Annotated in this window: 25 protein-coding genes and 1 pseudogene; 14 read left to right on the forward strand and 12 right to left on the reverse strand. The window is 71.3% G+C overall.

Annotated features, from left to right (window positions below; all coding sequences use genetic code 11):
* Positions 1 to 97 precede the first annotated feature (97 nt).
* Positions 98 to 481 carry a DoxX family membrane protein gene (locus CRP55_RS14295; protein ID WP_097320387.1) on the reverse strand — a complete coding sequence of 128 codons (384 nt, stop codon included), beginning with the start codon at positions 479 to 481 and terminating at the stop codon, positions 98 to 100.
* Between the two features lie 90 nt (positions 482 to 571).
* On the opposite strand from CRP55_RS14295, the gene CRP55_RS14300 reads away from it, so the two are divergent.
* Positions 572 to 1,234: a helix-turn-helix transcriptional regulator gene (locus CRP55_RS14300; protein WP_097320388.1), complete on the forward strand. Its 663-nt coding sequence runs from the start codon at positions 572 to 574 to the stop codon at positions 1,232 to 1,234.
* On the opposite strand, the gene CRP55_RS14305 is transcribed toward CRP55_RS14300, so the two are convergent.
* Positions 1,235 to 1,960: a TetR/AcrR family transcriptional regulator gene (locus tag CRP55_RS14305; protein WP_218854429.1), complete on the reverse strand. Its 726-nt coding sequence runs from the start codon at positions 1,958 to 1,960 to the stop codon at positions 1,235 to 1,237.
* A gap of 101 nt (positions 1,961 to 2,061) precedes the next feature.
* Here CRP55_RS14305 and CRP55_RS14310 point away from each other — a divergent pair, with 101 nt between their 5' ends.
* Positions 2,062 to 2,304: a hypothetical protein gene (locus CRP55_RS14310; RefSeq protein WP_097320390.1), complete on the forward strand. Its 243-nt coding sequence runs from the start codon at positions 2,062 to 2,064 to the stop codon at positions 2,302 to 2,304.
* Here the strand turns inward: CRP55_RS14310 and CRP55_RS14315 are convergent.
* From CRP55_RS14315 to CRP55_RS14325, 3 genes are all read right to left on the reverse strand, one after another.
* Positions 2,289 to 3,014 carry a maleylpyruvate isomerase family mycothiol-dependent enzyme gene (locus CRP55_RS14315; protein ID WP_218854432.1) on the reverse strand — a complete coding sequence of 242 codons (726 nt, stop codon included), beginning with the start codon at positions 3,012 to 3,014 and terminating at the stop codon, positions 2,289 to 2,291. The two genes, CRP55_RS14310 and CRP55_RS14315, sit on opposite strands and share 16 nt — an antisense overlap.
* Before the next feature lie 28 nt (positions 3,015 to 3,042).
* The gene (locus CRP55_RS14320) at positions 3,043 to 5,289 is read right to left on the reverse strand and encodes a beta-L-arabinofuranosidase domain-containing protein (RefSeq protein ID WP_097320392.1); all 2,247 of its coding nucleotides are present in this window, start codon (positions 5,287 to 5,289) and stop codon (positions 3,043 to 3,045) included.
* 92 nt (positions 5,290 to 5,381) lie between these two features.
* Entirely contained in the window at positions 5,382 to 6,533 is a 1,152-nt protein-coding gene (locus tag CRP55_RS14325) for a PucR family transcriptional regulator (protein WP_097320393.1), read from the reverse strand.
* Between the two features lie 99 nt (positions 6,534 to 6,632).
* Here CRP55_RS14325 and CRP55_RS14330 point away from each other — a divergent pair, with 99 nt between their 5' ends.
* The gene (locus tag CRP55_RS14330; protein WP_097320394.1) at positions 6,633 to 7,703 is read left to right on the forward strand and encodes a ferredoxin reductase; all 1,071 of its coding nucleotides are present in this window, start codon (positions 6,633 to 6,635) and stop codon (positions 7,701 to 7,703) included.
* Positions 7,704 to 7,719: 16 nt separating this feature from the next.
* Entirely contained in the window at positions 7,720 to 8,928 is a 1,209-nt protein-coding gene (locus CRP55_RS14335; protein ID WP_097320395.1) for a fatty acid desaturase family protein, read from the forward strand.
* A gap of 9 nt (positions 8,929 to 8,937) precedes the next feature.
* On the opposite strand, the gene CRP55_RS14340 is transcribed toward CRP55_RS14335, so the two are convergent.
* Together CRP55_RS14340 and CRP55_RS14345 are read right to left on the reverse strand one after the other, a co-directional pair.
* Complete coding sequence (locus CRP55_RS14340; RefSeq protein WP_245922987.1) at positions 8,938 to 9,396, reverse strand: peptidoglycan-binding domain-containing protein; 459 nt, start codon at positions 9,394 to 9,396, stop codon at positions 8,938 to 8,940.
* Between the two features lie 119 nt (positions 9,397 to 9,515).
* Entirely contained in the window at positions 9,516 to 10,079 is a 564-nt protein-coding gene (locus CRP55_RS14345; RefSeq protein WP_097320396.1) for a TetR/AcrR family transcriptional regulator, read from the reverse strand.
* A gap of 88 nt (positions 10,080 to 10,167) precedes the next feature.
* On the opposite strand from CRP55_RS14345, the gene CRP55_RS14350 reads away from it, so the two are divergent.
* A complete protein-coding gene (locus tag CRP55_RS14350; RefSeq protein ID WP_097320397.1) occupies positions 10,168 to 10,521 on the forward strand; it encodes a DUF4267 domain-containing protein in 354 nt (117 codons plus the stop codon).
* 8 nt (positions 10,522 to 10,529) lie between these two features.
* Positions 10,530 to 11,105, forward strand: coding sequence for a GNAT family N-acetyltransferase (locus tag CRP55_RS14355; protein WP_097320398.1), 576 nt, complete (start codon positions 10,530 to 10,532; stop codon positions 11,103 to 11,105).
* On the opposite strand, the gene CRP55_RS14360 is transcribed toward CRP55_RS14355, so the two are convergent.
* Genes CRP55_RS14360 through CRP55_RS14375 form a run of 4 tightly spaced genes read right to left on the reverse strand, consistent with a single transcriptional unit; the run spans position 11,057 to position 13,590 of the window.
* Positions 11,057 to 11,680, reverse strand: a complete 624-nt coding sequence (locus CRP55_RS14360) for a pyridoxine/pyridoxamine 5'-phosphate oxidase (RefSeq protein WP_245922988.1) — start codon at positions 11,678 to 11,680, stop codon at positions 11,057 to 11,059. The two genes, CRP55_RS14355 and CRP55_RS14360, sit on opposite strands and share 49 nt — an antisense overlap.
* Entirely contained in the window at positions 11,677 to 12,444 is a 768-nt protein-coding gene (locus CRP55_RS14365) for a class I SAM-dependent methyltransferase (protein ID WP_097320399.1), read from the reverse strand. The genes CRP55_RS14360 and CRP55_RS14365 overlap by 4 nt, the downstream gene beginning before the upstream one ends.
* A 35-nt stretch (positions 12,445 to 12,479) precedes the next feature.
* On the reverse strand, positions 12,480 to 13,352 hold the full coding sequence (locus CRP55_RS14370; RefSeq protein ID WP_097320400.1) for a MerR family transcriptional regulator: 873 nt from the start codon (positions 13,350 to 13,352) through the stop codon (positions 12,480 to 12,482).
* A 34-nt stretch (positions 13,353 to 13,386) separates the two neighbouring features.
* On the reverse strand, positions 13,387 to 13,590 hold the full coding sequence (locus tag CRP55_RS14375; RefSeq protein ID WP_097320401.1) for a hypothetical protein: 204 nt from the start codon (positions 13,588 to 13,590) through the stop codon (positions 13,387 to 13,389).
* Between the two features lie 191 nt (positions 13,591 to 13,781).
* On the opposite strand from CRP55_RS14375, the gene CRP55_RS14380 reads away from it, so the two are divergent.
* A complete protein-coding gene (locus tag CRP55_RS14380; protein WP_097320402.1) occupies positions 13,782 to 14,378 on the forward strand; it encodes a TetR/AcrR family transcriptional regulator in 597 nt (198 codons plus the stop codon).
* On the opposite strand, the gene CRP55_RS14385 is transcribed toward CRP55_RS14380, so the two are convergent.
* The gene (locus CRP55_RS14385) at positions 14,345 to 16,084 is read right to left on the reverse strand and encodes a CocE/NonD family hydrolase (RefSeq protein WP_097320403.1); all 1,740 of its coding nucleotides are present in this window, start codon (positions 16,082 to 16,084) and stop codon (positions 14,345 to 14,347) included. The genes CRP55_RS14380 and CRP55_RS14385 overlap by 34 nt on opposite strands.
* Before the next feature lie 96 nt (positions 16,085 to 16,180).
* Here CRP55_RS14385 and CRP55_RS14390 point away from each other — a divergent pair, with 96 nt between their 5' ends.
* The 7 genes and pseudogenes from CRP55_RS14390 to CRP55_RS14420 all read left to right on the forward strand — a co-directional run bounded on the left by CRP55_RS14390 (position 16,181) and on the right by CRP55_RS14420 (position 21,379).
* Positions 16,181 to 16,984, forward strand: coding sequence for a CPBP family intramembrane glutamic endopeptidase (locus tag CRP55_RS14390; protein WP_097320404.1), 804 nt, complete (start codon positions 16,181 to 16,183; stop codon positions 16,982 to 16,984).
* Positions 16,981 to 18,090, forward strand: a complete 1,110-nt coding sequence (locus CRP55_RS14395; RefSeq protein WP_097320405.1) for a sensor histidine kinase — start codon at positions 16,981 to 16,983, stop codon at positions 18,088 to 18,090. The genes CRP55_RS14390 and CRP55_RS14395 overlap by 4 nt, the downstream gene beginning before the upstream one ends.
* Complete coding sequence (locus CRP55_RS14400) at positions 18,087 to 18,749, forward strand: response regulator (RefSeq protein ID WP_097320406.1); 663 nt, start codon at positions 18,087 to 18,089, stop codon at positions 18,747 to 18,749. The genes CRP55_RS14395 and CRP55_RS14400 overlap by 4 nt, the downstream gene beginning before the upstream one ends.
* A gap of 172 nt (positions 18,750 to 18,921) precedes the next feature.
* Positions 18,922 to 19,917 (forward strand): annotated as a pseudogene (gene rpoD, locus CRP55_RS14405) (RNA polymerase sigma factor RpoD); the annotation flags it as partial.
* A gap of 51 nt (positions 19,918 to 19,968) precedes the next feature.
* A complete protein-coding gene (locus tag CRP55_RS14410; protein ID WP_097320408.1) occupies positions 19,969 to 20,298 on the forward strand; it encodes an ArsR/SmtB family transcription factor in 330 nt (109 codons plus the stop codon).
* Positions 20,295 to 20,759 carry an SRPBCC domain-containing protein gene (locus tag CRP55_RS14415; protein WP_097320409.1) on the forward strand — a complete coding sequence of 155 codons (465 nt, stop codon included), beginning with the start codon at positions 20,295 to 20,297 and terminating at the stop codon, positions 20,757 to 20,759. The genes CRP55_RS14410 and CRP55_RS14415 overlap by 4 nt, the downstream gene beginning before the upstream one ends.
* On the forward strand, positions 20,756 to 21,379 hold the full coding sequence (locus tag CRP55_RS14420) for a dihydrofolate reductase family protein (RefSeq protein ID WP_097320410.1): 624 nt from the start codon (positions 20,756 to 20,758) through the stop codon (positions 21,377 to 21,379). The genes CRP55_RS14415 and CRP55_RS14420 overlap by 4 nt, the downstream gene beginning before the upstream one ends.
* Positions 21,380 to 21,389: the final 10 nt, after the last annotated feature.

Raw genomic sequence — 21,389 nt, forward strand, 5'->3', positions numbered from 1 at the left:
GTGAGTTTGCGCCGTGGGCATCGAGTGAGAGAAGGCCCGGCGGAGCCGTCAAGGGGAGTACGACTCCGCCGGGTCTGCCTCGATGCGTGGAGAACGTTCACGTCGCCAGGCGGTTGAGGGCGAGCGCGCCGACCAGCAGGCCGAAGTCGCGCAGGGCCACGTCGTAGTACGAGCCCAGGATCAGCAGGTTGACGATGATGCCGGCCAGCCACAGGGCGACCACCAGCGAGCCGATCCGCGGGCGGACCGCGACCATCAGGCCGGCCACGATCTCGATCGCGCCGACGACGTACATGAACTGCTGCGCGGTGCCGGGCAGGATGTCGTCCGCCCACGGGGCCAGATAGCCGGGCCAGTCGGTCAGCAGGTTGAAGAACTTGTCGAGCCCGAACAGGATCGGCGCGACCGTGAAGACCGTACGCAGCAAGAGAAATGCCTGCGTGGTGGTGCGGGTGCGGGACAGAGGGACGTCGGTGACCATCGTGTTCTCCGTTCTTCTAAAACCCTCTTTTTGTACGTTAGAAAGCGCACCCCTCTAAAGTCAAGGCACCCGTGTTTTAGACTTGCAATCATGGCCCCTCGATCGCTGCCCGACCGTCTCGCCGCCGTCGCCGCGCTCGGCGACCCGGTGCGCCGCGCCGTCTTCGACCTGGTCGCCCGGGCCGATGAGCCGCTGGGCCGGGACGCGACGGCCGAGGCGCTCGGCATCAGCCGCCGCATCGCCGCCCTGCACCTGGACCGGCTGGCCGAGCAGGGCCTGCTGGAGTTCGAGTTCCGCCGCCCACCCGGCCGCGGCGGCCCCGGCGCCGGCCGCCCGGCCAAGCTCTACCGCCGCGCCGGCGACGAGGTCGCGGTCTCGGTGCCCGAACGCCACTACGACGTGGTCGGCGAGCTGCTGGCCGCCGCCGTCTCCGAGTCGATCGGCACCGGCGCCGACGTCCAGGAGGTGCTGCACCGCACCGCGTACGACTCGGGCCTGGAGACCGGAACCCGCGCCACCGGCCTGGAGTCCGCCCTGGCCGAGGCCGGCTACGAGCCCCGCCGCGACCCGTCCGGCGCCGTCGACCTGCACAACTGCCCGTTCCACCGGCTGGCCCGCCGATACACCGACCTGGTCTGCGGCGTGAACCTCGACCTGCTCCGCGGCCTCACCGACGGCACCGGCGATCTCAGCGTCCGCCCCGTGCTCGACCCCCGGCCGGGCCGCTGCTGCGTCCGGCTGGAGCCGGCCTGATCACGGCCGCCGCGGCAGCACGCGGCCCAGGTGATAGTCCAGCGTGCGCCGCACGTCGGCCCGCGTGCGGCGACGGTGCAGCAGGTCGAGGCCGAGCCCGCTGACGCCGCCGACGAGCAGGTTCGCCTCCTGCGCGGCGTCGATCGGCGGCACGGCGCCGGCCGCCGTGATCAGCGCGGCGACCAGGTCCTCCAGCTGATGTTCCTGGTGCAGGAAGACCGCCGCCAGCACGGGGTCGGTGAGGCTCCACGCGTAGTAGGCCGTCATCACCCGCAGGCTCGCGCGCCGCTGCTCGTCGAGCGGCAGCAACTCCTCCAGGGTGGCCCGCAGCATGACCCGCGGGTCCGACGCGCCGGACCGGGCCTCGATCCTCTCCCGGCCGTGCCGCTCGTTGTCGCGGTGGAGGGCCTGCAGCGCCGTGACCAGCAGGTGGTTCTTGCTGGTGAAGTGGTACTGCACCGCCCGCGGCGTCACTCCGGCCTCGGCGGCGACGCCCCGGATGGTGGCCATGCGCAGGCCGTGCTCGGAGGCGATCCGCCAGACCGCCTCGACGATCTGACGCCGGCGCCCGTCCGGCTCGGGGTCCGGGCCGGCCGGGACCGGCGGGTTCCTGCGTGACCGATAGGCCCGGGCCTGGCAGGCGCGGGAGCAGTAGACCGGGCGACGGCCCCGCGGGGACGGCCGCAGCGGCCCCCGGCAGACCTGGCAGCTCATTTCGTCACGCACCTTCCCAGCGTATTCACCGTGACGTTTCGGCCGCTTCGGTCTTGTCCGGTGCCATCGCCGGTGATGTCGTGGGTACGTTCGTATCTCGACGGGGGTTGACTGTGGACGACGGCTGGTACCGGCTGGCGATGATTCTCACGCTCTTCATAGGGATCTGGCAGGGGCCCATCGCGATCATCTTCCGGGTCTTCACCGACAAGGAGCCGAGCTGGCTCGTGGCGGCCAACTACCTGCCCGCGCCGTGGTGCTACATCGTCGCGGTGGCGGCCGGCGCTTTCGCGTTCGTGGTGATCGCCGTGCTGGAGACGCGGCGCAAGCGGGCGGTGGCTCAGACGTCGGCGTAGTTGCGCAGCAGGCGCAAGGCCGTGCCGGCGTGCGGGCCCTCGGTCCGCAGGCCCGAGTCCGATGGGGTGAGGCGGCGGGCTCCGACGCGGCAGAAGGCGGCGGCGGGGCCGGTGATGACGGATGCGGCGCCGGGGGCGCCGAACTGCCAGGTGGCGCCGTCGGGGGCGGTCAGGGCGCAGCGGACCTCGGCCGCGGGGAGGCCGGCCAGGCGGAAGGCGTACGGCAACGTGCTGTGGCCGAGCCACGCGATGTGCCGCAGGCGGGCCGTGTCGGGGTAGTCGACGGCCAGCGGATCGGTGATGTCCAGGGCGTGCGCCCAATGCTCGGCCAGCCGCGTGGTCGCCAGGGTGCGCGGTTTCAGGGCGGCGGCCACCCACGGGATCCGCTTCTCCGGATCGGCCGCGCGCAGGGTCCGTACCGAGGCCCGCCGGGCCGCCCGCCAGCGTTCGAAGACCGCCGGCGGGCCGGCGCCCTCGGCCCGGACCATGGCGTCCATCGCCTCGTCGACGGTGGCGCCGAAGCGCCGCCAGTCCGGGGCGCCGGACGGGGCCGACACCGCCTCCTCGGTCTGCGCGAGGTGCAGGACCACGTCGGTGACCGTCCAGCCGGCGGCCGCCGACGGTGTCAGCCACTCGGCCGGTGTCAGCTCGCCCAGAACCGTCTCGAGTTGGTCCTGCTCGGCTTCCAGGTCGTCGATGACGTCGGGCACGGCGTGACCTCCTCGATCGGGCGCGGAGTCAGACGATGCGCCACAGGTTGTCGGCGCTTCCATTGTCGGGGTCCTGCACCACCTGGGCGCCCCGTGCGGTGCTGCCGTTGAGGACCGCCAGCAGTTTGCCGCTGTTGACGTTGCGGATCTTGTAGGTGCCGTTGCCGGCGGCCACCAGCTGCCAGCGGTGGTCGGCCGTGCCGTTGTCGTCCCACTGCAGGACGCGGGCGTTGTCGGCGGTGGACATGTTCTCGACGCCCAGCACCTTGCCGCTGTTGAAGTTGCGCAGGCGGACCGCGCTGCCGTCGGCGACCTGGACCCACTGGTGGTCCGGGGTTCCGCTGTCGTCCCAGGTGAGGGCGAGGCCGCCGTTGTCCTTGGACATGTCCTTGATGCCGAGGACCAGGCCGGTGGCCGCGTTGACCAGCTTGTACGTCCGGGTGGTGCTCCAGTAGACGGCGTAGTTGAAGCCGTGCGCGTCGTGGAACGGGCCCAGGTTGACCGTGGCGCCGTTCGCGGTGGCGGTGAAGGCCAGGCCGCTCGTGCGCCGGACGGAGGCGACGTCGAGCGCGGGCGGCGCCGCCAGCGCCGTGTTCCCGTAGTTGCCGGCCAGCACCACCGGCCCGTACGCCATGGCCTGAAGGTCGGGGTTGTCGTTGGCCGGCTTGGTGATCAGGCGCATCGGCAGGCGCACGACGACGGTGTCGCCGGGAGCCCAGACCCTGGTGATCGTGGCGTAGGAGCCGGTGGCGGCCGCGACCGCCTGTCCGTTGACGGTGACCGTGGCGCCGGAGGTCCACGACGGGATGCGGACGCGGATGCTCCAGGAGCCGCTCATCGTGCCGCCCAGGGTCAGCGTGGTGGTGTCGCCGTCCGGGAACGTGGTGCTCTGGGTGACCGTGATGCCGCGCTGCGACCAGTCCAGGGTGGACGGCACGAAGAGGTTCACGGTCAGGGTGGTGCCGTCACGGAAGTAGATGGAGTCCATCAGCCGCGTGTTGACCTCGACGCCGGTGCCCTGGCAGCACCAGAACGAGCTGTAGTCGGTGCTCCACGTGCCGCCGCCCCAGGCCGGGCCGACGCCGCGGCGGCCGCCCGGGCGCAGCGGCGTGAAATAGGTGACGTGGCCGTGGCCGTCGGCCGGATTCTGCGCGCCGACGACGTGGTTGATCAGCGCCTGCTCGTAGAAGTCGAAGTAGGCGGCCCGGTTCGGGTCGATCAGCCACAGCTCGCGGGTCAGCCGGAGCATGTTGACCGTGTTGCAGTGCTCGCAGGTGTCGTTGGTCAGGTAGCCGGCGATCGCGTTCGGGGCGCGGAAGTGCTCGGCCTGGCTGTTTCCCCCGATGGCGTACGTGTGGGCGCCCACCGTGAAGTTCCAGGCGTTGGACGCGATGTCGCGGTAGCGGGTGGTCCCGGTGGCCTTGAACTCGCGGGTCGCGCCGATCCACTTGGGCACCTGCGTGTTGGCGTGCAGCCCGGCCAGCGAGTCGACGCCGGAGGCGAGGGGGTTGAAGACGGCCGCGTGGTCGAAGCGCTGGGCCACGGTCAGCCAGCGGGCGTCGCCGGTCTGCTGGTAGATGTCGGTGAGTACGGCGTTCATGCCACCGAACTCGGTCCCGAGCATCGCCTGCATTTGAGAGGCCGACAGCTTGGCCGTACGCGTGTCCACCCACCCGGCGAGCGCGAGCAGCACCGTCCGCGCCTGGGTGTTGCCGACGTAGCGCCACACGTCGAGCAGGCCCACGAGGGTCTTGTGGACGCAGTAGTACGGCACGTTGCCGTTGCTGAGCGTCCGCGCCTCCAGAGCCGTGAAGTCGGACTCGGGAAAGCCGGACAGGTAGCCGCTGGCCGCCTGGCATTTCGCCAGCTCGGCCACCATGTAGTTGGCCTTGTCCCGGCAGACCGTGTCGCCGAGGACCGCCCACGCCTGCGCCCACGCGGTCAGGAAGTGCCCCTGCACGTGGCTGCGGAACGGGAAGCTCGGTGCGTCCCAGCCGCCGTTGGCCGCGGCTCCGCCGGTGGAGCGCCCGTGGTTGGCCCGGAAGACGTACAGCAGCCGGTCGACGTCGACGAAGCGCAGATAGCTCAGCGTCCGGTTCTGGTTGTCGAGCAACCGCCCGGCGGTGAGCCGCACCTGGCCGAGCTCGAACGGCTGGGCGGCGACGCCGAGATCGGGCCGGGCCGGGGGAAGCTCGGCGGCGAGGGCGGGCGTTCCGCGGGTGAGGACAGGGGACAGCGCGGCGGCCACGAGCAGGCTCCGGCGGGTGACAGACATGGGGATCTCCGGCGTAGTTAACGTTCACAATTGGGGGTCCCCCCAGCAAACCGCGCCATGCTCCAAGGTGTCAATGCATTGATGTGCACGAATCAAATGACGGTCAGGGCGATGATCAGCGCGGAGGTCCACTCCGGGTCGCGCAGCCTGTCTCCGTACAACTCCCGCAGCCTCGTCATGCGGTAGCGGACCGTCTGGGGATGGATGAAGAGCTCGGCCGCCACATCCTCGCGCCGGCCCTGGTGGCGCAGCCAGCTGCGGAGCGTTTCGACGAGCTTGGGGTCGGCGCCCGGCGTGAGGGGGGCCAGGACCCTGGCCCGCAGGTCGGCGAGGGCCTGCGGGTCGGCCGTGAGCACCAGTTCGGCCAGGTGGTCGTCGGTGTCGACGACCGTTCTGGCGGCGGCCGGCTCGATCAGATCCGCCGTGCGCAGGGCCCGGTCGTACGACGCCTTGGCCTGAAGCCACGGTCGCGCCGGGCCGACCACCGCTCGCTGGCCGCGCAGCAGGCCGAGCACCGCCGCCCGTGAGCCGCCGTCCACGTCCGGGACCAGGAGCACCTCGCTGAGCTGGAGCGTGCGGGGGTCGAGCAGGTCGACGACCGTGCGGGCGGCGTGCTCGGGCACCAGCACCGCGGTCAGCGTGCGCGGGGGCGACCAGTCGGCGCGCTCGGCCGCGGCCCGGACGACATGCTCCGGTTCGCCGCCCAGCAGGGCCTGCGCCAGCTGCTCCAGGTCGCGGATGCGGGCCCGGCCGGACGAGGCCAGCTGGTCGGCGTGCCCGGCCACGCTGGCCGCCGACAGCTCGTCGATGTAGGCGAAGACCAGCTCGGCGAAGTGCGCGATGGTCGCGGCCGGCTGGCCGCTGCTCACGCTGATCGCGGCCAGCTCGTGCCACGAGACGCGGGCGCCCACCCGATAGGCGCCGAGCAGCGCGTCCAGACTGCGGCCGTTACGAGCTTCACCCCTTCCCAGCGCGTACGCCCCCTCGAGCGCCGGGCCGAGCGGGGACTGCGGCTCGGGGCCGTCGGCGCGCGACACCAACTCGAGGAACGTACCCAGCGCGGCCCGGACCGCCCGCTCGATCTTGGGACCGAGATCACCCGCGAAGGGCACGGCGTACGCCGGAACCTCGGTCATGATGGCATCGATGGTCCGCAACGCCACGTCGGGCAGGCGCATCTTCAACGGGGCGACGACCTCCGGCGACAGCCGGAAAGCTCTGACATCTGGAAGAGCGTCACTCATCGTTTAATCGCCTCGTCTTGTCTCCTGCGAACAAAAACCACGGTCGTGTTCACTTCCTCCGGTCAGGAATCTACCTCCGGAACGCAGGAAACTCGTTATGTGGCTGTGATACGCAACATACGGGGCGGTGCCTGGCGGGTGGTCGAGCTGATCACCACGCCGGTGGTGCCCGCCGACTATCTCGACGTGATCGCCCCGCTGCGCAACGCCAACGTGCTCCGCGCGAAGGTCGACGCCGTGCGGCCGGAGACGGCCAACAGCGTCACCCTGCTCCTGCGGCCCGGCCGCGGCTGGGTGCGGCACGAGCCGGGTCAGTACGTCCGGGTCGGCGTCGACGTCGACGGTGTACGCCTGTGGCGCTCCTACTCGATCACCAGCTCGCCCCGGCGGGCCGACGGCCGGTTCACCATCACGGTCAACGCCGTCCCTGAGGGTGTGGTCAGCAATCACCTCGTACGCCAAGCCAAGCGTGGTTTGATCCTGCACCTCGACCCGCCGGCCGGCGAGTTCCAGCTGTGCGCGCCCCGCCCGGCCAAGGCCCTGTTCGTCACCGCGGGCAGCGGCATCACCCCGGTCATGGGCATGCTGCGCAGCGCGCTGAACGAGCTGTCCGACGTCGTCGTCGTGCACTCGGCCGGCACCCGCGAGGCCGTCGTCTTCGGCGCCGAGCTGCGCGCGATGGCCGCCGACGGCCGGATCCGCCTGATCGAGCGGCACACCCGGGCCGACGGCCGCCTCAAGCCGGCCGACCTGGACGAGCTGGTGCCCGACCTGTTCGGGCGCCGGGCCTGGGCCTGCGGGCCGAACGAGATGCTCGACGACCTGGAGACGCACTGGGCCGACGCTGAAGCGTCGCACCTGCTGCGCACCGAGCGTTTCCGGCCCACACTGATCAGCGGGGACGGCGGCGGCACGGTCACCTTCACCCAGTCCGGCACGGTCGTCGAGACCGACGGCTCGGAGCCGCTGCTCGACTCCGGCGAGGCGGCCGGCGTGCTCATGCCGTCCGGCTGCCGGATGGGCATCTGCTTCAGCTGCGTGCTGCCGCTGCGCGAGGGCGCCGTGCGCGACCTGCGCGACGGACAGCTGACCGTCGCCGAGCCCGGCGACAGCATCCCCGTACAGACCTGCATCTCGGCCCCCGCCGGCCCCTGCACCATCGACGCCTGAGCAAAGAGGAACCTGCATGACGACGATCCAGCGCAAAGAGTCCAACCCGATCGCCCACCTGAGCGCCGAGGACATCGAGCAGATCGGTGTCGAGCTCGACGCCATCCGCGACGAGGTCATGGGCAGCCGGGGCGAGCGCGACGCCGCGTACATCCGAAGGGTGATCGCCTGGCAGCGCGGGTTGGAGATCGGAAGCCGCGGGGTCCTGCTCTTCTCCCTCTTCCCGCCGGCCTGGCTGGTCGGCACGGCCGGCCTGTCGATCGCCAAGATCCTCGAGAACATGGAGATCGGCCACAACATCCTGCACGGCCAGTGGGACTGGATGCGCGACCCGAAGATCCACTCGACGAAGTGGGAGTGGGACCACGCCTCCCCGGCCGAGCAGTGGAAGCACTCGCACAACGAGCTGCACCACACGTACACGAACGTGGTCGGCCGCGACAACGACCTCGGTTACGGCATCATGCGCGTCGACGAGGACCAGAAGTGGCACCCGATGCACCTGGGCCAGCCGTTGTGGAACTTCATCAACGCCTGCTTCTTCGAGTACGGGATCGCCGCGTACGACCTCGAGCTCGGCAAGAACATGGCCACCAAGGAGCGCCGCCGGGACCCGAAGTTCCGGGCCGCGCTGAAGGCGGTCCGCAAGAAGATCGGCAAGCAGGTCCTGAAGGACTACGTGGTGCACCCGGCCCTGTCCGGGCCGTCGTTCCTGCACACGATCGCCGCCAACGCCACGGCCAACCTGATCCGCAACCTGTGGAGCCACTCGGTCATCATGTGCGGCCACTTCCCGAACGGCGTCGAGACCTTCGAGAAGACGTCCATCGAGGGCGAGACCCGCGGCGAGTGGTACCTGCGCCAGATGCTCGGCTCGGCCAACATCAGCGGCAGCAAGGCCATGCACCTGATGACCGGCAACCTGTCCCACCAGATCGAGCATCACCTGTTCCCGGACATGCCGAGCAACCGGTACAAGGAGATCGCGCCGAAGATCCAGGACCTTTTCCAGAGGTACGGGCTGACGTACACGGCCGGCCCGCTCCCCAAGCAGGTCGCCTCGGCCTGGTACAAGGTCTTCCGCCTGTCCCTGCCGAACCGCGGCGAGGCCGCCGTCCGCCGCGAGGTCGAGAAGAAGGCCCCGGCTGTCGCCAACCGCTGGCGCCGGGCCGAGGTTCCCACGGTCGTCCCGGCCGTGGTGGCCGCCGAAACCGCTGCCTCCTGAGCGCGGGGGTCAGCCCGCGTACATTCCGCTGATCAGCGACTGGAACGTCATGGGGCCGGCGATGCCGTCGACCGCCATGGCGGGCTCGTCGTTGTCGTGCAGGAACTGCTGCCAGTCGCGGACCGCGGCCTCGGTGACCGGCCCGAAGATCCCGTCGACGAGTGGGGCGTTGCCCGGGTCCTCGGACTGGTTGCGATATTGGAACTCCTCCTGCACGGATTTCACGGCGTCACCTTGATCGCCGTGCCGCACGGTGGTCACCAGCGCCTTCCAGGTCAGCGGCCCGGCGATGCCGTCGACGGCGAGGCCTTTCGACTGCTGGAAGGCCCGCACGGCGGCGTCGGTCCTGGGCCCGAAGTCCCCGTCGACGGTCACCGTGTGCCCACGAGCCCGCAGGTGATATTGCAGGCTGGGTACGGGGTGAGCCTTGTCCCCTTGCCGCACCAGCGGCCACGGCTGCAACGCCATCGCGATCATCCCCTGAACCGGCGGCCACACCCGGGCCGCTCCGCCCCCTCATCCTCACTCCCGCCGGCGATCCACTGTGCTCTCGGTCGCGCTCCCGACATCGGGCCGCCCAGCCCGGATCACGTGGACAGGCGGGCCAGCAGCAGGGCCAGCCTGCGGTCGTGGAGCTCGCGCGGCAGACGGCCGCCGGCGGTCAGGGTGGCCAGGCCGTGCAGGGCGCTCCAGAGCAGCTCGGCGAGCAGGCCCTCGTCGTCGGTGGCGGCTATCGGCCGTACGACATGAAGAAGCTCCTCGAAGCACGCCTGCATGGCGGCGGGTGTCTCGGGGGTGGCGAACGGCAGGGTCAGCGAACGGCTGAACATGGCGTCGTAGAGGGCCGGGCGCTGCTCGGCGAAGTCGATGTATGCGGCGGAGACGCCGGCTAGCGGGTCGGCCGAATGCTCCCGCGCGGCCCGCATCTGGGCGGCCAGCTCGGTGAAGCCCTCCAGGGCGACGGCGGCCATGATCGCGTCTTTGCCGGCGAAGTGGCTGTAGAGCACGGGCTGGCTGTACTCGACCCGCTCGGCCAGGCGCCGTGTGGTGACGGCCTCCCAGCCCTCGGCCTCGGCCAGCTCGCGGGCCGCCGTGATGATCAGCTGCTCGCGCTCGGCCCGTTCCCGCTGCCGTCGTGTCTGGGGCGTCATGCCGCGATTCTAGCACCGCTAGCGTTTCTGTCATCGCTCTGTTAGCGTCGGCAGGAGTTCTAGCAGTGCTAGCTTTGCGGAGGAAATCATGCTCGCGTACGGCCTGGCCATCGCCCTCGACCTGTTCATCGTCTTCATCGGCGCACGCTTCCTGCTCCAGCCCGAAGCCGCGGCGGCCGGCTACGGAGTGCCGTCGCCGCGCGGCGCGTACCTGAGCGTCAAAGGGGTGCGCGACCTGACGTACGGCATCCTCGGACTCTGTCTCCTGGCCTTCGCGGGCGCCGAGGCGGCGGGCTGGTTCATGCTCGTGGTCGCGATCGCCCCGTTCGGCGACACCGTGATCGTGCTGCGCAACGGCGGCACCCGGGCGACCGCCTTCGGCATCCACTTCGCCACGGCGGTGGTGGTATTGATCAGCGCGGCGCTGCTGTTCGCCGTATAAAGATCGGCATGCGTCAGCCTCAACTCACCACCGAGCGCCTCCTGATGGTTCCGCTGGACGACCGGCATCTCGAGCTGGAGGTCGAGCTCGACGCCGACCCCGAAGTCATGCGCTACCTGTCGGGGCGGGCCCGGACCCGCAAAGAGGTGGCCGCGAGCCACGCGGAGAGGATGGCGCGGACGGGCTACTGGACGGCCTTCACCAGATCCGACGGCGACTTCGTAGGGCTCATGATGCTGCCGCCGGCCCCGGGCCCCGATCCGTCCGTCAGGGAGCTCGGGTACCGCCTCGTCCGCCGTCACTGGCGGCAAGGGCTGGCCAGTGAGGCGTCGCGCGCCCTGCTCGCCCACGCCTTCGGCACGGCGGGGCAGAGCCGGGTGATCGCACAGACGATGGCCGTGAACGCCGGCTCCCGGGGAGTCATGGAAAAGGCCGGCATGCGGTACGTACGCACGTTCTTCCCGGCCTGGGACGACCCGCTGCCCGGATCGGAGCTGGGCGAAGTGGAGTACGAGATGACCCGCGAGATGTGGGGCTACGGCCAGAGCAACCCGCGGGTCCAGCCGGAGGGTGTCCGGGAGTAGCGCAGGCGGGTGTGCTTGCGGTCCTTGTCGGCCTGCCAGAACTCGACCTGGCCGGGGGCCAGGGTGTAGAGCGTCCAGTGCGGCTCGACGTAGCCTTCGATCCCGCGCTGGGCCTCGCGCACCGCGTTGTCGAGGGTGGCCCGGTCGGTCAGTGGGCGGCTCTGGCGGCCCAGTGAGGCCTCGGCTCGCGCGCCCGGTGAGCGGGCCAGGAAATCGGCGGCGCTCTCCTCCGGTGGGGACGGGTGCACGGGGCCGCGCACCCGGATCTGGCGGCCCTGCGGTGACCAGTAGAAGGTGAGCGCGGCCCTCGGGTCCTGGGACAGCTCTCGGCCCTTGGGGCTGGCCGCGTGCGCGGCGAACTGCCAGCCGCGCTGGTCGACGTTCTTGAGGATCAGGACGCGGGCGTTGGCTCCGGCCGTCGACAGGGTCATGGCGTGCGGCTCGCGGACGCCGGCCTCGACCGCCGCCACCAGCCACTCGGCGAACAGCTCGCTCGGCGACGACGGTGCCGCCGACGGGTCGAAGGCCGGCAACTCCCCCGCGAAGACGGGCAGGGCCCGCAAGTAGTCCCTCACGAGCGGTGACCCACGATCAGGCGCAGGGAACCCTCGAATTGCGGCTGGGTGCGCCAGTGGCCGTACGTCTCGTCCCACGCTCCCGAGTCGAGGTCGGAGCGCAGCCGTTCGACCGCCCGCCGCGCCACCTGCGGGTCGACGAAACCCCACGCGGACTGGGCCGCCCGCACCCTCGGGTCGAGGAACTGCGAGGGGCGGGCGTAGAAGGCCTCGGTGAACCCGTCCGTGCAGTCGATCGGGACGGGCACCTCGTGCACCTCGGAGCGCGATCCGATGGCCGAGGCGATGACGTCGACGGCGGGATAGCGGCGGCGTTCGGCCGCGATGAGCTCCGGCACGTACGAGGCCAGCCAGAACCGGTCGAGGGCGTCACCGTCGAACGTCAGCACGAGCACCGGGCCGCGGGACACGCGGCGCAGCTCGGCCAGGCCGCGGGCCGGGTCGGACCACTGGTGGACGGTGACCGTGGCCATCACCGCGTCGAACGCGCCGTCGTCGAAGGGCAGGTCCTGCGCGGTGGCGTCCACGGCGGGCACGGCCGAGGGCGGGCGCTGGGCGCGCATGCGGGCCGACGGTTCGACCGCGGCCACGTACCGGTCGGTGGGCTCGTAGGAGCCGGCGCCCGCGCCGACGTTCAGCACCGTGCGGGCGTCGCGCAGTGCCGCGTGGAGGGTCGCGGCGATTCTGGGGTCGGGGCGCCGCTGCACCGCGTACCCCAAGCCAAGGGTCTCGTAGTCGACGTCGCCGCCGGAGGTTCTCGTCATGCGGCGAACGCTAAACCCGCACCCCAGGGTCCGGGTCAAGCGCGATTGAGCCAGCGCATGACCTCGAGCGCGTGTGAGGCCGGGTCGGGGATCGGGTGGAAGACGTGCTCCACGCGGTCTCCGGTGACGACCAGGGTCAGCCGCTCGTAGAGGGTCAGATCGCCGGCCGCGAGGGTGGGCAGGCCGAGGGCGGCGGCCAGACCGAGGCGCGGGTCCGGGATCAGGGGGTACGGGAGACGGAGCCGATGCACGAGCTCACGCTGGTAGCCCGTGGACTGCGCGGAGAGGCCGTACACCCGGGCGGCGCCGGCGGCCAGGATCTCGGCGTGGTGGTCGCGCAGCCAGATGGCCTGGTCGGTGCTGCCCCGGGCGCCGTGGATCTCCAGCAGGCCGCGGGGCAGGTCGACGCCGGGGCGGCCGGTCAGCGGGTAGACGAAGATCACGCTGCGACCGGGGCCGAGGGCGCGCAGGTCGACCAGGCTGCCGTCGGTGGCGTAGAAGCTCAGCTCGGGCATCGGACGGCCGGTCAGGCCGGACCCGCTCCCGGCCGGGGCGCCGGTCACCACCGAGCGGGCCGCCTCGTCGATGCGGGCGTCGAGGGCCTCCCGCTGGGCGGTCAGCTCGCCGATGCGTTTCTGCAGGCTCGACACCGTACTGCGAAAGGTCGCGATGGCCGCCGCGCAGACGTCGTCGCCGTTGGCGATGGACTCGACGAACGGCCTGGTCTCCTCGACGGAGAGGCCCAGCGCCATGAGCTCGCGGATCTGCGCGACCTGCCGCACGGCGACGGGCGCGTACTCCCGGTAGCCGTTGCTCAGCCGCCGCGGCACGACCAGCCCGGCGGCCTCGTAATAACGCAGGGCCCGCACGGTCGTTCCCGTGCGCCGCGCCAGCTCACCGACTCTCACCGGGCGACCATAAACCCGGACCTTGGGGTACGGGTCAACGCTGCTCCGGCCGCGACCGGCGGCGCCGCAGCCGCGGCCACCGCTTGCCCAGGACCAGGTAGGCGGCGTACACGGCCGCGACCAGAGCCAGAGCCAGCCCGGGCCACCCCTCGTGGATGACCAGCGGCGGCCCGGCTGAGACGAGCGCCAGCGCGAGGGCCAGCCGGTGTGAACTGAGCCGCCGGGGACCTTGTGGCACGCGATCCCCCTACCGTCACAGCCGTCCTGGCCCGTGAAGTATCCCAGCCGCCCCGAAACGCCTCACAGCCAGCGCTTGTATTTGAAGATCCCGCACAGCGTCACCCCCAGCCCGAGCATGAGCGCGACGGCGAACGGATGGCCCCAGGCCCGGTGCAGCTCCGAGAGCTCCGGGCTCGGTACGATCGCGCCATGGCCACCGAGGCGGGCAAGAAGCGGGGGCGCCGGCCCGGTGCGAGCGTGACGCGGCAGAAGGTGCTGGACGCGGCGCGGGCCTGTTTCGCCCGGGAAGGGTATGCGGCGGCGACCATTCGGAAGATCGCCGGTGAGGCCGGGGTGGACGCGGCGCTGGTCATGCAGTTCTTCGGGTCCAAGGAGGAGCTGTTCGCGGCGGTCATGTCGATCTCGCCGGAGGCGCTGGCCCGGTTCGGTGCGGCCTTCGACGGGTCCGCCGAGGGCATCGGTGAGCGGGTGACCAGGGCGTACCTCGATCTGTGGGAGGGCGATCCGGCCGACTCCGAGCCGTTGCTGGCCATGCTGCGCTCGGCCATCACGAACGAGAGGGCGGCGGAACAGCTGCGCGAGTTCGTCCAGGCCCGGCTGTGGGACGCCTCGGGCGACAAGGCTTCGGTGGTACGGGCGGGGATCGCGTCGACCATGCTCATCGGTGTCGTCCTGGGCCGTCGTGTCATTCGGGTCCCGGCCCTCGTCGCCGAGGACCGGGAGTCGATCGTCGCTGCGGTCGCGCCGGCGATTCAGGTCGTCCTGGCCCCCACGACCGGCAGCTGAAGGTACGAGGCGTGCGCGCCGCCGGTGTGCACGACGTGCCGACCGCTGTTGGCCGGGACGTATTCGACCAGCCGCGGCATCATCGGGCCGAGCAGGCTGCGGCCGCTGACGATCAGGCGCAGCTGCTCGCCCGGGTGGAAGGCCAGGCCGACCGGGAGCAGATCGATCTCGACGTCGACGATCTCGCCGGGTGACAGCTTCTCGACCCGGTCGAAGCTGTGCGCGGGCACGTCGCCGGTCGACAGTTTCTCGTCCAGGTGCCGCAGCGAGACCCGCAGCCGGCCGTCCGAGCCCTTGTAGCGCAGGATCGACGCGCCGCGCTCGGTGAGGTCCTGGGCCGGCGCGCCCTGGTTGGGCACGGTGAACTGCTGCAACGGGGTGCCGTAGGCGTCGAGTTTCTGCACCAGCACGAACAGGTCCATGTCGTCGGCGCCGCGGGCCTCGACCCACAGGTGCGCCTTGGGATATCCGGCGAGCACGGTCTCCTGGTCGAACCGGACCACGAACGACACCGCGTCCGGGTTGGCGCCGATGTCGTACGCCGCCGAATGCTCTTGCTCCGGAACGCTCGTGGCCAGGGTGCGGGTGCGCCCGTCGAGGTAGTACTTGGTCGAGACGGCCCGGGCCGGCGGGAACTCGTCGGCGGGCACGTTCACCTGGTCGCCGCCCTGGAGGTCGAGGATCGAGTAACGGACCCGGGGCGTTTGCTCCCAGCCGTTGTCCTCGCCCTTGAGGAAGTGGTCGAAGAAGCGGCGCAGGTCTTCGACGTTGTCCTCGTCGTAGTAGTCGGGCCATTCCTGAGTGTTGTGGACGCGGAGCCACTTGTGCTCGGAGGCCATCCGGCGCCACGCCCGGAACGTGCCGGCGGTGTGCAGAGTGTTGGAGTAACTCGCGACGACGTACGCCGGAACCCGAATTTGATCGAAGTCCGGGATTTTGCCTTCCCAGAGCTCGTCCATGAGGGGATGTTGCTCGGCCTCGGCGATGATGTCCTCCTTGCGGCTGTTGCCCCAGAAGCTGTAGTCGCGCAGCTGCCGGGCGAAGCCGGTGTCGGGCATGCCGCCGCGCAGTACCAGGTCGCGGTAGACGTCGCTGACGCCCTCCCACGGGTTGATCGCGGCCAGATGCGGCGGTTGCTCGGCCGCGGTGAACCACTGGGAGACCGCGAGGTAGGAGGTGCCGCTCATGGCGACCTTGCCGGTGCACCACTCCTGGACGGCCAGCCATTCGATGAGGTCGTGGCAGTCGCGGCCCTCCTGGCGGTCCCAGAGGACGCTGTCGCCCTCGGAGTGGGCCACGCCCCGGATGTCGGGATTACAGATCGCATAACCCTGAGCGCACCAGTACGCCGGGTCGGGGCCCTCGAACTTCTCCAGCCCCGAGACGATCGCGTTGTCCAGGCCGACCAGGCCGAACACGCCCATCACGCTGGCCGAGGTGCCCTGGCCCTTGCCGTACGGGCTCCAGGCCACGATGACCGGCACCTTCTCCGCGCCGGCGGGCCGGAAGACGTCGACGTGGATGGTCACGCCGTCGCGCAGGGTGACCGGCACGTCCTTGTCGAACACGATGTCGACCGGGGTGGGCCGGAACTGAGGGGCGATCTGGAAGCCGGCCGGCAGGGTGCGGGTGCCGGGGTCGAAATCGCTCAGGATGCCGTAGCGGTCGCCCGGCTCGAGAGGGTGGGACTTCGAAAATATCAACACGTGTTGAGATTAACCGGGATCCCCCGTGAGAGCTACCCCCGATTGCCCACCGCACGGTGACTATCGACGGGGGCCGGTTTCCCTAGCGTCGTTCCCATGAAGGCACTGATCCTGATCGTCACGTTCGTCGTGGCCGACCTCCTGCTCGCGCCGCTGCTCGCGGCGGCCGGCGGCCACTGGTTCACCGGGCTGCTCACCGGCTTCGCGGTGGCCGCCCTGGTGCTGCTCCTCTATCGCCTGCTGGTGCGGCGGCTCGAGCACGAAGAACCGCCGCTGGCCCGGTTCCGGCCCCTGGCATGGCAGGGCTTCGCGATCGGGGTGGGCGCGTTCGCACTGGTCATCGCGGTCATCGCGATCTTCGGGGGCTACCGGATCGCCGGGTGGGGCTCGGCCGGCGACATGGTGGCCACCTTCGGCATGATGACCGGCATCGCCGTGCTCGAAGAGGTGCTGTTCCGCGGGGTGCTGTTCCGGCTGCTTGAGCGGTGGGGTGGCACGGTGGTCGCGCTGGCCGGCTCGGGTCTGCTCTTCGGCGCGCTGCACCTGCTGAACCCGCACGCCACCATCTGGGGTGCGCTGGCCATCGCGGCCGAGGCCGGGCTCATGCTCGGGGCGGCCTATGCGCTGACCCGCTCGCTGTGGCTGCCGATCGGGCTGCACCTGGGCTGGAACTTCGCCGAGTCGGGCCTGTTCGGCGCGACCGTCTCCGGCTCCGACGGCACGGCCGGCGGCCTGCTGCGCGGCGTGGCACACGGGCCGGCCGCCATCAGCGGCGGCGAGTTCGGCCCCGAGGCGAGCGTCTTCGCGATCCTGGCCGGGCTGATCCTGACCTACCTGTTCCTGCGCCGGGCCAGCTTCGTGCCGGCGCGCTTCGGCCCGAGCCGTACGCTGCGGCGGTGAAATGGTGGCGGGCGCGGCCGGCGTGGGTGCGCGACGGGATCGGCGGGCTTCTGCTGCTGGCACTGGCGTTCGTGCCGCCGCTGACGGCGGCCGGGACGAGGCTCGGCGAGCTGCCCCGGCGGCCGGCCGATGTGCTGGCGGTGCTGGCCGCGGTGGCCATGACGGTGCCGCTGGCCGCGCGGCGCCGGTGGCCGGCGGTGGTGCTGGCGGTGGTCGGGGCCGGGTTCGCCGTGCAGGAACTGCGCGGCTACCAGAGCGCGGCGGGTGCCGGTCTGCTGGTCGCGCTCTACAGCGCGGGGGTCCACCAGGAACGGTTCCGGCGGGAGGTGGGCGCCGCGGCCGTCGTCGCCTACGTATCGCTGTGCGTGGCGCTGCACGCGGCCGGGTCGGCGGCACGGGTGCAGGACCACGTCATCTTCTTCGCGCTCGTCGCGCTGACGGCGGTGGCCGGAGCCGTGGTGCGCCGGCGGCGGGCGGCCGACCGGGAGCAGGCCCGGGTGGCCGAGCGGGTGCGCATCGCGCGGGAGCTGCACGACGTGGTCACCCACCACGTGACGGCGATCGTGGTGCAGGCCAACGCGACGCGGTTCGTGGCCGGTCCCGGGCCGGCGGCCGACAGCCTCGAGGTGATCGCGGACACCGGGAAACGGGCGCTGACCGAGCTGCGCGACCTGCTCGGGGTGCTCGACCCGGAGCGGCCGGCGCCGCGCGACCGGCTGCCGGGGCTGGCGCAGGTGGGTGAGCTGGTCGCGTCGACCCGGGCCGCCGGGCAGCCGGTCACCCTGGTCGAGGACGGCACGGCGCCCGACATGGGCGCGGGGCGTGAGCTGGCCGCCTACCGGGTGGTGCAGGAGGCGCTGACCAACGCCATGAAGTACGCGGCGGGGCAGACCACCGCGATCGAGCTGGACTACCAGCCGGACGGGGTGACGGTCACCGTGATCACCGAGCGTGCGGCCAGTGGCGGGGCCGGCGGCGGGTCCGGTCACGGGCTGGCCGGGCTGCGGGAGCGGGTCGAGCTGTTCGGCGGCGAGATGACCGCCGGTCCGCGCCCGGGCGGCGGGTTCGCCGTGCGGGCCCACGTGCCTCTCGAAGGAGCGCCATGACGATCGAGGTGGTGGTCTGCGACGACCAGGCCATCATCCGTACGGGGTTCACCACCATCTTCGACTCGCAGCCCGATCTGAGGGTGGTCGGCGAGGCGTCCGACGGCAAGGCCGCCGTCGAGCTGGCGCGGCGGCTGCGGCCGGCGGTCGTGGTGATGGACGTGCGGATGCCGGTGATGGACGGCATCGAGGCGACCCGGCGGCTGGCCGGGCCGGACGTGACCGACCCGGTCAAGGTGCTGGTGGTGACCACCTTCAACATCGACGAGTACGTCTTCGAGGCGCTGCGCGCGGGGGCCAGCGGCTTCCTGCTCAAGGACGCGTCGCCGGAGCAGCTGATCGCGGCCGTGCACACGGTGGCCCGCGGCGAGGCCCTGGTCGACCCGGCGATGACGCGGCACCTGATCGGGCGGCACGGGTCGCGGCTGCGGCCCTCCGACCCGGACGACGCCGCCGCGGCCCGGCAGCTCACCCCACGCGAACGGGAGGTGCTCAAGCTGATCGCCGAGGGACTGTCCAACAGCGAGATCGCGGCGCGGCTGGTCATCGGGCCCGAGACCGTCAAGACGTACGTCTCGCGGATCCTCACCAAACTCGCGCTGCGCGACCGCGTGCAGGCGGTCGTCTACGCCTATCGCACCGGGCTGGTCAGCCCATGACCGCGCCACGGGCGGCGAGCCGGGCCCACACCCGGTTATAATTCCCTGACCTCGCGGTTCGCGAGGACACCAGATGGCCTCTCCGCGGTGCAACTCTGCGGCCCGCGATGCCACGAGCCATCCCGGGAGCCTGGGCATGACATCCAGCACCGCCCGCAGCACCGCCGCCCCTTCCGAGTTCGAGTGGGACACCGACGAGGCCGAGTCGGAGGCCGTGCGTAAAGCCGCGGCCGAGGCGCAGACCGTCGCGACGACCGACACCGTCCGGGCCTACCTGCGCGAGATCGGCCGTGTTCCGCTGCTCACCGCGGAGCAGGAGGTGACCATCGCCAAGCGGATCGAGGCCGGGCTCTACGCGTCCGAGCTGCTGCGGGCGGCCGACGCCGACGGCACCGAGATGGACGGCGTGCACCGGCGCGACCTGCGGTGGGTCGTCCGCGACGGCGACCGCGCCAAGAACCATCTGCTCGAGGCCAACCTGCGGCTCGTGGTGTCGCTGGCCAAGCGCTACACCGGGCGCGGCATGGCGTTCCTCGACCTCATCCAGGAGGGCAACGTCGGCCTGATCCGCGCGGTCGAAAAGTTCGATTACGCGAAGGGCTTCAAGTTCTCCACGTACGCGACGTGGTGGATCCGCCAGGCCATCACCCGCTCGATGGCCGACCAGAGCCGCACCATCCGCATCCCGGTGCACATGGCCGAGATCATCAACAAGCTCGGGCACATCCAGCGCGACCTGCTCCACCGCAACGGCCGTGACGCCACGCCCGAGGAGCTGGCGGCCGAGATGGACATGCCGGTCGAGAAGATCCACGAGATCCAGCAGTACGCCCGCGAGCCGATCTCCCTGGACCAGACGTTCGGCGCCGAGGGCGACTCCCAGATCGGCGACTTCATCGAGGACAGCGAGGCCGTCGTCGCGCTCGACGCGGTCAGCTTCGGCATGCTTCAGGACGAGATCGAGGCGGTGCTGTCCACCCTGACCGAGCGAGAGGCCGGCGTGGTCCGCCTGCGCTTCGGCATCCGCGACGGCAACCCGCGCACGCTCGACGAGATCGGCCAGGTGTACGGCGTGACCCGCGAGCGCATCCGCCAGATCGAGTCCAAGACGATGGCCAAGCTGCGCCACCCGGCCCGCTCGCGCGCCCTCTCCGACTACCTGTTCTGACCTTCCCGGGCCTCTTGCGCCCCTCCTCACCCGGCGTCAATACTTAGCCTCGTGGCTAAGTATTCGGCAGTGCTGGACGATGTCTTCGTGGCCCTGGCCGACCCGACCCGGCGCGGCGTCGTCCGGCGGCTCGGCGAGGGCCCGGCGACCGTGGGTGAGCTCGCCCGGGCGTACCCCATGGCCCTGCCCTCCTTCATGAAACATGTGCGCACGCTGGAAAGCGCCGGCCTGATCCGCACGGCCAAGACCGGGCGGGTCCGCACCTGCGTGCTCGACCGCGAGCGCCTCGCCGTCGTCGAGGACTGGCTCGCCGAGCAGCGCCACGTCTGGGAGCAGCGCACCGACCGTCTCGAGCAGTTCATCGGAGAGGAAGACTCGTGAACCCCGACCTGGACCTGACCCTGCAACGCGTCATCCGCGCCCCGCGCGCCACCGTGTGGAGGGCCTGGACCGACCCGTCCCGCTTCGCGAAGTGGTGGATCCCGGCCCCGACGGTGTGCCGCGTCGACCGTCTCGAAGCGCGCCCCGGCGGCGCCCTCCTGACCCGCATGAGCGACGACGGCGCCGCCTTCGTGCCGCACATGGACGCGATCTTCCTGGTGGCCGACGACCTGGAACGCCTCGTCTTCACCAACGCCGTCGACAGCGCCTGGCGCCCCGCCACCCCGCAGCCGGTCGCCATGACCGCCGAGATCACCTTCGCCGACCACCCCGACGGCACCGACTACCGCATCCTCGTCCGCCACGGCGACCCGGCCGCCCGGGCCCGCCACGAGCATCTCGGCTTCCTCGACGGTTGGGGCACCGTCACCTCCCAGCTGGCCAAGGAGGTCGAACAATGAAGCTCACTCTGACCGAGTTCGTCACCCTGGACGGTGTCAGCCAGGGCCCCGGCTCCCCCGACGAGGACACGACGGGCGGCTTCACCCGCGGCGGCTGGCTCGTCCCGTACCTGGACAAACTCTTCGTCCAGCGCACCTCGGAGTGGCTCGACCAGGCCGACGGCCTGCTGCTGGGCCGCCGCACGTACGAGGCCTTCGCCCGCGACTGGCCTCAGATCAAGGGCGACGACCCGTTCACGGTACGGATGAACACCCTGCCCAAGTACGTCGTCTCCAACTCCCTGAAGTCAGGAACCTGGAACCCGTCGACGGTCCTGCCCGGCGACCCCGCCCAGACCGTCGCCGACCTGAAGGCCAAGTCCGGCCGCGAGCTGCAGATCCACGGCAGCGCCCGCCTGGGCGCCACCCTGCTGCAGGCCGGCCTGGTCGACACTTTGCGCCTGGTCGTGGCCCCCACGATCCTCGGCGCCGGCCGCCGCCTGCTGGAACACCCGGGTGCCCCGATCGGCCTGCGTCTGACCCACCACGAGGTCACGCCGTCGGGTCTGGCCTTGCTCCAGTTCGACCACGCGGGCGCCGCCCCAGTCGGGTCTTATGAGGGCGTGGCCGCTTTCACGTAGGGCGGAGGGC

The organism is Paractinoplanes atraurantiacus (assembly GCF_900215205.1).
GTDB classification, from domain to species: Bacteria; Actinomycetota; Actinomycetes; order Mycobacteriales; family Micromonosporaceae; genus Actinoplanes; species Actinoplanes atraurantiacus.